Below are 13,918 nucleotides of genomic sequence, written 5' to 3'. Positions count from 1 at the left end.
ATTACTTATTCAATTTAATCATTGGTTTTAAAACTAAACAATAGGCAATTATCACCAGTATTTCGATAATAATTGTAGCAATAAAAGCACCTTGCAATCCGATGTTTTTTACTAATAGAAAAAATACAAGTAAACTAAAAACAGAAGAACCAATTGTAATATGTATATATACCCTATTTCTGTCTAATGCAAAAAGCAATTGTTTTAAAGCAAAAGAAATTGCCATAAATATGGGGATAATTAAACCTAACCTAAAAAAGAATGCCATTGATTCTAATTCATTTGAAGGAATATTGAAATATAACAAAATCTGCTCTGTTAAAACAAATGCAATAAATACTAATGACAAAACAAATAGATAATTTAAGCCATTATACTTCAACCAATTATAAATACCTTTTTTTAAATTCAAGTGTATCTGCAAACAAACATCGGCATATATAAAATTAAAAAACATTTGCAGATATGTTCTAAAAGTCATTATAATCTGTTCTATAATTCTATATTGTCCTGCCATGCCATTTCCGCCCACATAACTAATTATCATTATGGGCAGATATTGATAAAACGAAAGAAACAATTGTGAAAATGTTAGAGAGAATTCCTCTTTTAACAACTGTAAAGCATCTTTAGTAACATTGTGATAGAACCTTAAATTGTATTTTTTTATAAGACTAGCCAATCCTATCAAACTTGAAATTATCAATCCTAATCCCAAATAAGCATTGGCATAAATATAATCATCCTTTTTATGGATAAAAATAAAAATGCCAGCCACATAGATTATTTTAGAAATAATATTAATGAAAGAGATCCATTTGTAATTTTCTAAACCCTGAAAAATCCAAGTGGGATTTATTAATTGACCTATTACATACAAAAAACTAAAAAAGAAAACGGCTTCTTCCTTATTAAAAAATGGGACAAAATAAATAAGTAAAAGAGCTGCAAATAGTAAAATTACAGTCAAAAACAATTTCATTACATAAATAGAAACTATTTTCTTTTTTATAATTTCAGGATTGTTTCTGTTAATTGATATTTCTTTAGTTCCGTTAATATAAGAACCATAATCAACCAAAACATTTAATATTAAAGCAAACGAAAAACCAACCCCAATCTTTCCTAATCCTTCTTTTTCGCAAATAGCAACCAAATATGGTACAACCAGCAGCGGACTAACCAGATTAATAATCTGACCAATGCCGTAAATAACAAAATTTTTCATTCGGTTATTCTGCAATATCTTTAAGTATTTTGATCTAAACAAGATAATAAGATTGGTTTACAAATGCGACAAAAGATTCAAGATGATTTAAAAAATAGATAGAAAGTTACAGAATCTTTTATAACGAAACTAGATAAAAAGAGCCACAAAATTGTGGCTCTTAGATATTTATAAAGTAAAGTTATTTTACGATTAATTGAATTTGATCATAAAGCGCTTTCTCTGAATAAAACAACGGATCATATTTTCCTTCTTTTGTTTTGAAGTTTTGAATAGTTGAATTTTTCTTGTCTAGAATTTTTATACAATCATTTGGTATAAAATAGTTAAAAAATAGCGAGTCTTTAGCTTCAAAACTTTTGCTATAGTATTTCATTCTAAAATTCTTAATAACAATTTCTTTTTGCGCTTCATTAGTTCCAAAATCAATTCTAATGTAATTTGGAATTACATCTTCTGGTAAGTTAAAAACAATATCTTGCTGATTCTCATTAGCTTTTACAGCTGTCCAAACAGAATTTTCTTCTTTATAAGGAACCTCATAAGCATCTTGGCTATAATACAACTGAAAGTTATCGTCTGCTTTTACAATTGCTGATAACGTTACTTGAAAATTGTTGTTCTTTACTTCAACTTCGGCTGGTTTAACCTCATCTTTATTGGCTTCTTTTTTACAAGAAGTAAACGTTACAAATAAAATTAAACTTACAAAAAATAGTTTTGTTTTCATTTTGGAAATTTTTGGCTAATTTAGTTTTTAAACTTTAAAAAAAAGCTTTACCTCGATAATACTATTATATTTTTTTTAGACTGTTTTTTCTACAATTAATGACTTTTGTTTTCTGTAAAAATTCTTAAAATATTGTAGAGAAATATAAATTAAAATAAACAAGAAAGGAAATAACAATTTCTTGTGTCCATAAAGAATACCTTTTTTCTCGATATTTATTGTTGTACTAATATCTTTGATAATTTTATCGTATCCTATTAATTCAAGTCTATGGCTTCCTTGTTCATTAACTAAATCTCCTTTTGTTCTAATGACATCATTAAGCTGATTATTTTCATTATAATAAACTAATTTGTCACTTTTTTGAGAGTTTGCGTTAGCAGAAAATTCATTTAATACCCCATCTATCTGAGCAATAGTGGCTTCATTTTGTGCCATTTTTGCTTTGACATTTGCCAGTTGTGCTTCCTGAATTTTTTTATAATATTCTGCTTCGTTTAAGTATTTCAAAAGAGGTTCTATAATTTCTTTATCATCAATCAAATCATCAGTTCTAATTGAAATACTATGAAAACGGTAATTCTTACTAGTTATATCATCCGAAAGAATCTTTTTTATATCTCCATTATCAGCCATTAATTTTATTAATTCAAAATTTTCGGGCTTATTATTTATAAAATTATAAACGTCTGCAACAGGCTCAATTTCTATAGTAACTAGTTTATCTGGCTGTTTAATACCTACCGTTTTCTTTAAAAATAAATTATCGTCTTCATTGATTTTTGAGTTTATCAAATCAATTTTTGAATATAGATATTCTATGCTTCCAAAATTTGGCGCCACAATAATCTGATGGTCATATTTCTTTTGAGTTTTATCTAAAAAAAGACCAATACCAAACCCAACAATAATTAAAATTGCAGAAATCTTCCAATTCTTGATAAAGAACTGAATTGCATTGAAAATGGATCTTTTAGTAGATTCAAAAAATCCATTAATCTTTTTTGAAACATCAGCTAAATCAATCTCTTGATCTGTATTATCCTGCGGTACTTTTGTACTCATTCACAATTTATTTTATATTGAAAATCTGCTCTAAAATTTTAATCGTAATTAAATAAGTAGGTTTTACACCCGTTGTTCCCAATCCGCCTGAAGCCAAAGTGCTTCCTGTTTCAAGAGGATTATCTGATGCATAATAGGCGTAACGAACTTTAATATCGTGCGGAACGCTTTTTCTAATTTTTGATGCTGACTGAATTGCTTTTTGGTAATAAGAACCTTCCATTTCTAGACCGATTACACCCCAAGTCGATTCGTGGAAAAACTTCAATAAATCTCTGTTTTGCAATGACGTTCCTAAAACAGTAACCATTGCTCCTTCATAAATATCAATGTCATTTCCTTCGAACATAGAACCTGTTAGTTCATTTTCAAAGAAATAGTTATCGGCAGTTCCTTCGTTAATATGAGCAGAAGGAATCATGATATCTCCTTTTCCACCTTCTAGAATTCCCGCTTTACCCATAATGGAAACTGATTTTACATTTAGTAAAGTTTCTTTTTTATATGGTTTTAAGAGCTCATCAATAGTTTCATAAGCCTGCTCACCAAAAGCATAATCCATTACAATGATTACCGGTTTGTCTTCGCCTACATTTGCATGTGAAAATGCTGTTTTTGACCAGTCAATTTTAGCTGTATCAAAAATCTGAACATCGATATTGGTTCCTGAACAATCTGGCAACGAAATCATTCCGTTTTTTAAAGCCAAATCTTCTACTTGAGCTCTAATTTCTTTTGAGCCAGAACTACTTAATTCTTCATAAATAAAGAAATCTGTTTTTCCTTTATATTTTGTTTTCAGCAAAGGTGTTGCAAAGATCGAATTCATTACACTATGCATATTGGCACTGATAACGTGAATTGGCCTTTTCAGTAAATCGTTTGCTTTTAGAACCTCTTTTATATTTGTTGCCCAGATTTCTCCATGAATATGATGTCCTAATCTTTCACGTAAAACTGGACTAAAAGTAATTGTACGTTTATTGTTTTCAACAATTTCTTCGATTGCTAATTTTCCTAACCAATAAATTACGTGCAGGAAACGATCTGGCGCAGTTTCTGAACCAAAAGCATCATAGATATCTAAAACTTCCTCAAAAGTTCTCGCTAAAATATTTGCAACGTGCGAAATGGCTTTTTCTTTCTCAATCTGTGTTAGCTTTTTAGTTTGCATAACAGCTTGCTCCAGTTTCTGCCAATCGCGAGAAACCTCTCCACCATCATCGATTAAAACTCTATTTTTAATTTTATGAGATTCAATAAAAATGAAAGTCAAATGTGTTAGAATATCATAAATGTCAGAACGTCCACGTGTGATTTCTACATTCATTTGTTCTTCGTCTATTCTGTAGCAATTTCTTCTTCTTTTTGGAGGAACAATCGGCTGAAAATGCGATTTAGAATATCCCTCGTCTGAAGTTAAGTTAATAAAACGGCATTGCTCAATTCCAATTGGAAGACGCTCAATAACGTATAAAAGTCCGTTTAATTCTACTTTTTCTTCTGCGATATTCCCATAAATTTCTGGACGTAACGCTAATAATGATTCTCTTAAACTATCACCAGAAACTCCCATTGGTTTGTAAAAACCACGGTTAAATAAATGGCGCATTGTTATGTACATTTTTTCTATCGCCGCAGAAGATTCCTGCGCTCTTGATCTTGATATATGTTTAGTTTCTTTCATGCTTTTTTATTTTAAAAATCATCCTCATTTTTAAAGAAGATGTAAATATTTCGATAAACGAAAGTAGGAATTATATATAACTTTAATAAATTTCCATTTAACAAATTGTTAGTAGGTCTTTTTAAAAAAGCTGATTTTACTTCAAATTATCCGCAATATTTCTATCATTCGATAATCTAGGTATTTTATTCTGTCCGCCCAGTTTTCCTTGCGATTTCATATAATCTTGAAATCCGTTTTTAGAAACTTTAGTGATCACTACTTTTCTTAAAACATTTCCGGTAATTAAATCGTCATAATAAATGTTTTGTTTTCGCATCGAGTTATCAATCTTTTCGGCAAAAACTTCCATGTTTTCTGGCTCTTTTTCAAATTCTACAAACCATTCGTGGTAAGGTAATCCGCTAGCTGGCGTAATTTGTGGTGCTACGGTAAATTCGTTAATAACAATATCGGTAGAATTTATAGCTTCTTTCATCGCATTTTCGACTTCATTAGCAATTACGTGTTCTCCAAAAGCCGAAATATAATGTTTAATACGTCCAGAAACTATAACACGATACGGATCTAAAGAAGTAAATTGAATAGTATCTCCAATATTATAACGCCAAAGTCCTGCATTTGTCGAAATAATCAAAACATAGTTTACTCCTACCTCAACTTCGCCAATTGTGTATACTTTCGGATTTTCGTTAAAGAATTCATCTGCTTTTATAAACTCATAGAAAATACCAGAATTTAAAAGTAATAACATTCCTTTTTCTTTCTGCGAATCTTGGTACGCAAAAAAACCTTCAGAAGCTGGAAACAATTCGATACTATCTACTTTCTTACCAATCATCTGCTCAAATTTGGCACGATATGGTTCGTAATTAACACCTCCGTAAATAAACAGATTGAAATTTTTGAATATTTCACTAATCTTTTTACCGCCACTTTTTTGCTGCAAACGTTCAAAATACATCTGTACCCAAGACGGAATTCCAGAAATAACAGACATATCTTCTTGTATCGTTTCGTCTACAATGGCGTCTACTTTGGTTTCCCAATCTTCAATACAATTCGTTTCCCAAGATGGCATTCTGTTTTTCTGCAGATATTTTGGAACAAAATGCGCCACGATTCCAGAAAGTCTTCCAAACTTAATTCCGTATTTCTCCGTTAGAATAGGACTTCCTTGCAAAAAGATCATTTTTCCGTCAACAAAATCGGCTTTTCTCGTTTCGTTAATATAATGAAGAATTGCATTTCGAGCCGCTTCTATATGAAATGGCATAGATTCTTTAGTTAGCGGAATAAATTTTGCGCCAGAAGTTGTTCCAGAAGTTTTAGCAAAATATAATGGTTTTCCTTTCCAAAGAATATCAGCTTCTCCTTTTACAACCTTTTCGACATACGGTTTTAGATCTTCATAATCTCTAACTGGAACACGTTTCTGAAAATCTTCAAAAGTTTTTATCTCATTAAAATTATGATCTTTTCCAAATTCAGTGTTTTGTGCAATCTCAATCAAACTTTTAAAAACCTCATGTTGGGTTTGAATTGGCTTATTTGCCCATTTAAGAGTTTGTTTATATATTTTTCGGGCAAAAATTTTTGCCGCAATTGACTTAATTGACATTTTTAGTGGTATTATTTTTTGTCACTTTTCTTTTTGTCTTGAGATTTTGTCTTCGTTTCTTTTTCGGTTTCAGCGACATCTTCTCTTAGTTTTATTTCGGCCTCTGAGGCTTTCATATTTAAATCTGAAGCGTCTTCAACAGACTCTGTTAATATAGAATCTTTATTAAATTTTGAATATTCTAATTCTCCTTTTAAAACTTTCTGGATTCCTTTTATATAAATTTCATTGTGTTTTAAAGCCGTTTCTAAAGAATCTGATTTAATTGCCAGTCTCGTAGCATTTCGTTTCAATTCTGTAGAAGAATATCCCGGAATAAATTCGCGAAGCGGAGTAAATGCGATAATGAAAGTAGTAACCAAAATTAGAAATATTCCGCCTAAAGTAAACGTTACAAATACATTCATTAAAGTAAGCCTAAAAGAAAAGATCTCTTCAAAAGTGTCTTCATTTAAAATTACTAATCGGTTTTTAATGAACAGTTTTTTTCTAAAATTCTTTTTATTTTTCTTAGTCATTATCCTTCTTTATGCTAGCAAATATAGTAATTAATCATCATGATATTTATTCGAAAAATTTCATGAAGAGCTATAATCTACGATTTTATAAAATATTTAACGTAGTCTTATTGAAATATTTTAAACTAAAAATACTTATATTTCGTATATTTCTATATACCTTTGCGGGATAATTAATAAAAATCAATTTGCTTCGGCATTAAATATAGTTAGTCATGGGAAGATTAGGTCTTACAGAAATCCTTGTTATCGTAGGTATTGTGATATTACTTTTTGGAGGTAAAAAAATTCCAGAATTAATGAAAGGTTTAGGAAGTGGAATTAAGGAATTTAAAAACGCTGCTAAAGACGATCAACCTGCTGCTTCTAAAAAACAAGAAGAAGAAGAAACAAAATAAGAAATTCGAAAAAATTAAAATCCCAAACTACATTGTAGTTTGGGATTTTTTTATGGGTTATAATGAAACTACTCTCAATAGTTTTGTGATTTCTCCCTTCGGTCGAAATCTTCGCTAGAAACTCTACAAAAATTGGACAATTGTAACGGAGTTACTTGTGAAGATTTCTCCCTTCGGTCGAAATGACAAGATTACGCAAGTTTTTGGAATTTGGTATTTAAAAAAATTGGAATTTTTACAAAATCATCGTCAACTGAATTCTCTTTCTATCTTCATCAACCTCAGTCACTTTCACATCAACATGCTGGTGTAATTTTACCACTTCGTTTACATCACTCACGAAACCAGCTTTTAACTGTGAAATATGTACTAATCCACTTTCTTTGATTCCGATGTCAACAAAACAGCCAAAATTGGTAATGTTATTCACAATCCCTGGTAATATCATTCCGGTTTTCAAATCTTTGATTGATTTTACATTGGCATCAAATTCAAAAACCTTAGCCGACTTTCTTGGATCCAATCCCGGCTTTTCAAGCTCTTTTATGATGTCTTTTAGCGTAAGTAAACCAATTTCAGGTGTTACATATTTTTCGGCCTTAATAAGCGCTGTTTTATCTTTGTTTGCAATTAAGTCATTTAAAGAAATATTCAAATCCTTCGCCATCTTTTCAACAACCGGATATGCTTCTGGGTGTACAGCCGAATTATCTAACGGATTTTTAGCATTTGTAATTCTAATAAACGCTGCTCCTTGTTGATATGCTTTATCTCCTAAACGTGGCACTTTTTTAAGCTGCTTTCTATCTTCAAAAGGTCCGTTTTCAGAACGGTATTGTACAATGTTCTCCGCTAGCTTCTCCCCGATTCCACTCACGTAACTTAATAAATGCTTACTTGCAGTGTTAATGTTAATTCCAACCGAGTTTACGCAACGAATAACCGTATTATCTAATTCTTCTTTTAATTTTGTTTGGTCAACATCGTGCTGATACTGTCCTACTCCAATCGCTTTTGGATCAATTTTTACTAATTCAGCCAGCGGATCTGAAAGTCGTCGCCCAATAGAAACCGAACCACGAACGGTTACATCATAATTTGGAAATTCTTCTCTCGCAATTTTTGAAGCAGAATAAACCGAAGCTCCTGCCTCAGAAACTACAAATACTTGAATTGGTTTATCAAACGCGATTTTTTTTATAAAAAATTCTGTTTCGCGAGAAGCTGTTCCGTTTCCGATAGAAATGGCATCAATTTGATACGCATTTACCATTGAACGGATTTTTTTAATCGCCATTGTTTCCTCATTTTGAGGCGCGTGCGGATAAATGGTTTCATTGTATAATAAATCTCCTTTTTCGTCCAGACAAACTACCTTACAACCGCTTCTAAATCCTGGATCGATCGCTAGAATTCGTTTTTCTCCCAATGGCGGAGCTAATAAAAGTTGTCCTAAATTATTAGCAAAAACCTGAATTGAGTTTGCATCGGCTTTTGCTTTTGCTTCTTGTAACGTTTCGTTTCCAATTGCTGGATTCAACAAACGTTTGTAACTATCTTCAATCGCCAGCTGTAAATGCGCTGTCGTATTATTTTGTTTTTTAATGATGATTTCGTCAATTACATCGTAAGCATCGTCAATATCAACATCAATTTTCATTTTAATAAAACCTTCATTTTCTGCACGAAGCATCGCTAATAAACGGTGTGCTGGTGCTTTTGTTAAAGGCTCTTCCCAATCAAAATATTGGTTGAATTTTTGTGCACCTTCTTCTTCAGCTTTCTTTTTAACCACTTTTGTAGCGATAGTTGCTTTTCGCTGAAATAATCTACGCAACTGTTTACGAACATAAATATTTTCGTTAATCCATTCTGCTACAATATCTCTTGCGCCTTGAATAGCTGCTTCTTCGTTAATAACATTTTCATTAATGTATTGTGTCGAAATAAAATCGATATCAGCATCACTTTCAGATATAATCAGTTTTGCTAAAGGTTCTAAACCAAATTCGCGCGCAACATCGGCTTTTGTTTTTTTCTTCTTTTTGTACGGAAGGTAGAAATCTTCTATTTCTTGTAAATCAAAACTGTCTTCAATTTTTTTCTTCAATTCTGGCGTAAGTGCTTTTTGCTCTTCGATCGATTTTAAAACAGCTTCTTTACGTTTTATAAGCGTATCGTATTCTTTCTGCAATTTAGCAATATGCTCAATAACAGTTTCATCAAGGTTTCCGGTCGCATCTTTTCGGTAACGCGAAATAAACGGAATTGTACAGTCTTCCTCTAATAATTTTACTGTGTTTTGAATACTAACTGCCGGTGCCTGAACAGACTTGGCAATAAATTGAATATTAGTCATACTTTTAATGAAATGATTTTCTTACTTAAAAATGATATAATTTACTTGTTAAAGCATTTCTGCAAAATAGTAAATCATTCGGCTAAAATAATATCTTTGTTTCTAATTTTAAGCCAATGGAAATTTTATTACTATATTTTTTATTTATAAATGTGCTCGTTTTTATTTTCGCTGGATATGACAAATCTCAAGCTCGAAAAAATAACCGACGTGTTCCTGAAAAAACCTTGTTTCTCATGGCTTTAACGGGTGGTTCACTAGGGTTATTAACAGCAATGTTATTATTTAAACATAAAACGAGTAAAACTTCTTTTATTGTAAAGTTTGCTGTGATTTTAGCAATCCAAGTAGCACTTATATATGCTCTTTTGAATTATAAAAAGTAGATATTAACATTGTTGATAACTCAAAAAACAATGTTTTTATAGAAGTTAAATAATTGAATTATAAATACTTAAATAAAAAACCGAGCAAATTAAAAATCGGCCCGGTGTGTTTATGAATAGGTGCGAAGCACCGAATTTTTTTTTGACTTTTTACGAACAAGCAATTTTATTTACTCTATTTTGGTGTCTTCCGCCTTCAAAAGCAGTATCAAGAAAAGTTTCAACGATTTCAACAGCTTGATGAATAGATGTGAATCTCGCTGGAATGCTAACAATATTTGCATCATTGTGTAAACGAGTTAAATATGCAATTTCTTTAGTCCAGCATAAACCAGCTCTCACTTTCGGGTGTTTATTAACAGTCATTGCAATTCCGTTACCGCTTCCACAGATTACGATTCCAAAATCAGCTTTTCCTTCAGATACATCATTGGCAACTGGATGCCCAAAATCTGGATAATCTACTGAAGCATCAGTATCTGTTCCATAATTTGTTACCTCATATCCTCTAGCTTTAAGCATTTCAACAATTGCTTTTTTATATTCTGGTCCTGCGTGGTCGTTTCCTATCGAAATTTTCATTTTTCTATACTATTTAGTTGTGTCATGCAAATTTACTTAATAAATGTATGTTTGCCACGAATTGCACCAATTTTCACAAATTATTTTCTTTTTCAATACTATATAAACATTACAATATAAATTCGTCAACATTCGTTCAATTCATTGCAAAGACCCTTATTTTACAACTATCTTACTGTCAAAACCTTATAGGTTATTAACAATTTTGATAACTCTATAAGTATCTCAAAATCAATAAATAATATTCAGAATATTTGTTAAAATTTTGAGGTGTTAATAGGAGTTTGTAATTGCTTGATATTCAATTAACTTTAAGTTAACAGAAAATGTTAATAAGTTCGAAAAGAAAATTAGAAGTTTTTTTTGGTTGTTTAAGAAAAATGCTTAATCCAAAACGTGATTTAAATATGCAAGAAAAGTTTCGTGAATTTTTGGAAAAGTTATCAATATTAAAAATACCATTTTCAACACAAATCAACATATCAACTTATCTACAAAATCAATTCAAATTTGGTTGTCAACCGTTGTTAATTAAAATGCAAAAAGTCTTAAAAATTAATCATTTAACCAAAAATAACTATGTTGATAACTCAGAATAAATAAGTAAAACGAGATTTCAATGACTTCAAAAAAAAATTTATTCGACATATTAACACGCTATAATAACCATAATTTTTTTTTAAATTTTTAAAAATCTTTTTTGTTGTATTTAATATATGTTGAAAACTAAAAAAGTTGAAAAGGAAAAAAAATTTTTTGATGAATTGAATTTTACTCTATTTTGAGTTTGTTTGAATTTTGTTTTAGACGATTTTGAGAGGATTGTTGAGATTGTCCAAGATTTGCTGAACTTCTTCGAAATCGTTTGGATGAACTTTGAGTTTGATTCCGCCAAGTGCCGTTGAGTATAATGGAACGACTGAGAGCGTCATTTCGTTTTCGAAAAAATAAGGAATTCCTTCTTGTTCCAGTAAGTGTTTGAGAACCACTGTTTCGTGCAGATAATTGAATACGGCAATCGTTTTAAAGCTTTCCATTTTAGGTCTTTTTGTAAATGTACGAAAAGTTATATTTTTAATAATTCTATTTGCTAAAAAGTATTATCTGATATCTTATTTGTAATTTTAAGCCTTATTAGAAAAGATATATGAGTAAGAAAATTAGAAAGCCGATAAAAAAAGAGAAAGATTTCTCTGGAAAAATACTTAAGATTTTATCGCAAAATGCTAATAAACCTTTCAATTACAAACAAATAGGAGCTAAGCTAGAATTAGACGATACAAAAAGCAGAAATCAGATCATAAAAGATTTAAAGATTCTTGCAGCTCAAAAGAAGATTATAGAAACAGAACCTGGAAAATACTTGATTAAAGCAGTAAGCCAGGACTACTACGAAGGAACAATAGATATGACGAGCAGAAAAACGGCATATTTTATTTGTGATGAGTTTGAAGAAGATGTTTTTATTCCTACCAATAATTTGAATCGTGCATTAGATAAAGACAAAGTAAAAGTTTACGTTTATAACAGAAGAAAAGGTAAAAGACCTGAGGGTGAAGTTATTGAAGTTATAGAAAGAGATAAAACAGAATTTGTAGGTGTAATAGATATGCAGCCAAATTTTGCTTTTGTGTCTACTGCAAATCCTAAAATGTATACCGATATTTTTATTCCTAAGGATAAACTTGGTGAAGCAGAAAACGGTGATGTTGTTTTGGTTAAGATTGAAGATTGGCCAAAAAGAGCCGATAGTCCGTTTGGATCTGTAATTCGAGTTTTAGGAAAACCTGGAGAACATAATACTGAAATTCATGCTATTTTAGCAGAATATGGTTTGCCAGCAGATTTCCCTGTAGAAGTAGAAGTTTTTGCACAAAAACTAGATACTTCGATTCAGGAATCTGAGATTGCAAAACGTCGTGATATGCGTGATACGCTTACGTTTACGATAGATCCAAAAGATGCAAAAGATTTTGATGATGCATTGTCTTTCAAAAAGTTAGAAAATGGAAACTTTGAAATAGGTATTCACATTGCCGATGTTTCCTATTATCTTGAAGAAGGTACAATTCTGGATGATGAAGCGTATCAAAGAGCTACTTCGGTTTATTTGGTAGATAGAGTAGTGCCAATGCTCCCAGAAGTATTGTCTAACTTTGCTTGTTCATTACGTCCGAATGAAGAGAAATATACATTCTCTGCAGTATTCGAAGTTTCGCCAACTGCACAAGTTATTAACCAATGGTTTGGAAGAACTGTAATATATTCAGATCAGCGTTTTGCTTACGAAGAGGCTCAGCATATTATTGAAACAAAAGGAAATAATACAATTCCAGTTGATATTTCTATTACTGGAGAATCTTATGTGGTTTCAGATGAAATTGTTGAAGCTACTTTAAAACTAGATGAATTAGCTAAGATTTTGAGAAAGAAAAGAATGCAGCAAGGCGCTATTTCTTTTGATAAAGTTGAAGTTAAATTTAATCTAAATGAAGAAGGAGAACCTGAAGGCGTTTATTTCAAAATATCAAAAGATGCCAATCATTTGATTGAAGAATTTATGCTTTTAGCCAATAGAAAAGTGGCAGAATATATTGGAAAACAGAAGAAAACCTTTGTCTACCGTATTCACGACGAACCAAACGAAGACAAATTGGTTGCAATGCAAACAGTTATTGCTAAGTTTGGTTATAAAATTGATTTTAGAACAAAAGGTGATATTGCCAAATCAATCAATGCTTTGATGGAAGAAGTAAACGGTAAGAAAGAACAAAATCTTATTGATACTCTTGCTATTAGAAGTATGAGCAAAGCTAAATATTCGACTGATAATATTGGTCATTATGGTTTAGCTTTTGATTATTATAGCCATTTTACATCACCAATTCGTCGTTATCCAGACGTTATGGTACACCGTTTGTTGCAGTATTATTTGGATGGAGGAGCTTCTGTAGACGAAGAAACTTACGAAACCAAATGTCTGCATTGTTCTAACATGGAAAACTTAGCAACAAATGCTGAGCGTGACAGTATCAAATACATGCAGGTTAAATACATGCAAGACCATCAGGATGAAGAATTCCTTGGAGTTATTTCTGGTGTTACTGAATGGGGAATTTATGTTGAAATCGTTTCTAACAAATGCGAAGGAATGGTAAGAATCAGAGAAATAAAAGAAGATTACTATACTTTTGATGAAAGACAATATGCATTGGTTGGAGCTACTTCAAACCGATTATTGCAATTGGGAGACGAGATTTATGTAAAAGTAAAAAATGCTGACTTAGTGAAAAAACAACTTGATTTTCACTTTTTAAGAAGAGCAGAATAAATATTAATTTAAA

General features: G+C 31.0%; 12 protein-coding genes. 3 read left to right on the top strand and 9 right to left on the bottom strand.

The window, feature by feature from the left end:
- Nucleotide 1 precedes the first annotated feature (1 nt).
- The 6 genes from AC1Q5Z_RS09465 to AC1Q5Z_RS09440 form a co-directional block, all read right to left on the bottom strand.
- Nucleotides 2–1,228 carry an oligosaccharide flippase family protein gene (locus AC1Q5Z_RS09465; RefSeq protein WP_492444501.1) on the bottom strand — a complete coding sequence of 409 codons (1,227 nt, stop codon included), beginning with the start codon at nt 1,226–1,228 and terminating at the stop codon, nt 2–4.
- 181 nt (nt 1,229–1,409) lie between these two features.
- The gene (locus tag AC1Q5Z_RS09460; RefSeq protein WP_198855060.1) at nt 1,410–1,958 is read right to left on the bottom strand and encodes a hypothetical protein; all 549 of its coding nucleotides are present in this window, start codon (nt 1,956–1,958) and stop codon (nt 1,410–1,412) included.
- A gap of 75 nt (nt 1,959–2,033) precedes the next feature.
- Nucleotides 2,034–3,023 carry a hypothetical protein gene (locus tag AC1Q5Z_RS09455; RefSeq protein WP_343588908.1) on the bottom strand — a complete coding sequence of 330 codons (990 nt, stop codon included), beginning with the start codon at nt 3,021–3,023 and terminating at the stop codon, nt 2,034–2,036.
- Between the two features lie 7 nt (nt 3,024–3,030).
- Complete coding sequence (locus AC1Q5Z_RS09450; protein WP_198855062.1) at nt 3,031–4,710, bottom strand: DUF6909 family protein; 1,680 nt, start codon at nt 4,708–4,710, stop codon at nt 3,031–3,033.
- Between the two features lie 136 nt (nt 4,711–4,846).
- Nucleotides 4,847–6,331, bottom strand: coding sequence for a GH3 auxin-responsive promoter family protein (locus AC1Q5Z_RS09445; protein WP_492444498.1), 1,485 nt, complete (start codon nt 6,329–6,331; stop codon nt 4,847–4,849).
- An 11-nt stretch (nt 6,332–6,342) separates the two neighbouring features.
- On the bottom strand, nt 6,343–6,849 hold the full coding sequence (locus tag AC1Q5Z_RS09440) for a peptidase (RefSeq protein WP_198855064.1): 507 nt from the start codon (nt 6,847–6,849) through the stop codon (nt 6,343–6,345).
- 215 nt (nt 6,850–7,064) lie between these two features.
- Between AC1Q5Z_RS09440 and AC1Q5Z_RS09435 the strand changes: the two genes are divergently transcribed.
- On the top strand, nt 7,065–7,247 hold the full coding sequence (locus AC1Q5Z_RS09435) for a Sec-independent protein translocase subunit TatA/TatB (protein WP_111378739.1): 183 nt from the start codon (nt 7,065–7,067) through the stop codon (nt 7,245–7,247).
- 235 nt (nt 7,248–7,482) lie between these two features.
- Here AC1Q5Z_RS09435 and AC1Q5Z_RS09430 read toward each other — a convergent pair whose 3' ends face one another.
- Entirely contained in the window at nt 7,483–9,606 is a 2,124-nt protein-coding gene (locus AC1Q5Z_RS09430) for a Tex family protein (protein ID WP_343588910.1), read from the bottom strand.
- 116 nt (nt 9,607–9,722) lie between these two features.
- Between AC1Q5Z_RS09430 and AC1Q5Z_RS09425 the strand changes: the two genes are divergently transcribed.
- On the top strand, nt 9,723–9,992 hold the full coding sequence (locus tag AC1Q5Z_RS09425) for a DUF1294 domain-containing protein (protein WP_492444497.1): 270 nt from the start codon (nt 9,723–9,725) through the stop codon (nt 9,990–9,992).
- Between the two features lie 150 nt (nt 9,993–10,142).
- Here the strand turns inward: AC1Q5Z_RS09425 and rpiB are convergent, their stop codons facing one another.
- Both rpiB and AC1Q5Z_RS09415 read right to left on the bottom strand, forming a co-directional pair.
- Nucleotides 10,143–10,574 (bottom strand): ribose 5-phosphate isomerase B, encoded by a 432-nt coding sequence (rpiB, locus tag AC1Q5Z_RS09420; RefSeq protein ID WP_091129181.1) that lies wholly within the window; start codon nt 10,572–10,574, stop codon nt 10,143–10,145.
- Between the two features lie 803 nt (nt 10,575–11,377).
- On the bottom strand, nt 11,378–11,611 hold the full coding sequence (locus tag AC1Q5Z_RS09415; RefSeq protein WP_017498760.1) for a putative signal transducing protein: 234 nt from the start codon (nt 11,609–11,611) through the stop codon (nt 11,378–11,380).
- 110 nt (nt 11,612–11,721) lie between these two features.
- Here AC1Q5Z_RS09415 and rnr point away from each other — a divergent pair, with 110 nt between their 5' ends.
- Nucleotides 11,722–13,905: a ribonuclease R gene (gene rnr, locus AC1Q5Z_RS09410; RefSeq protein WP_286969910.1), complete on the top strand. Its 2,184-nt coding sequence runs from the start codon at nt 11,722–11,724 to the stop codon at nt 13,903–13,905.
- Nucleotides 13,906–13,918 lie beyond the last annotated feature (13 nt).

Source organism: Flavobacterium sp. GW823-FHT06G12, assembly GCF_058794775.1.
Note: the sequence above shows the minus strand (reverse complement) of the source record. Positions and strands in the feature narration are given on the sequence as shown.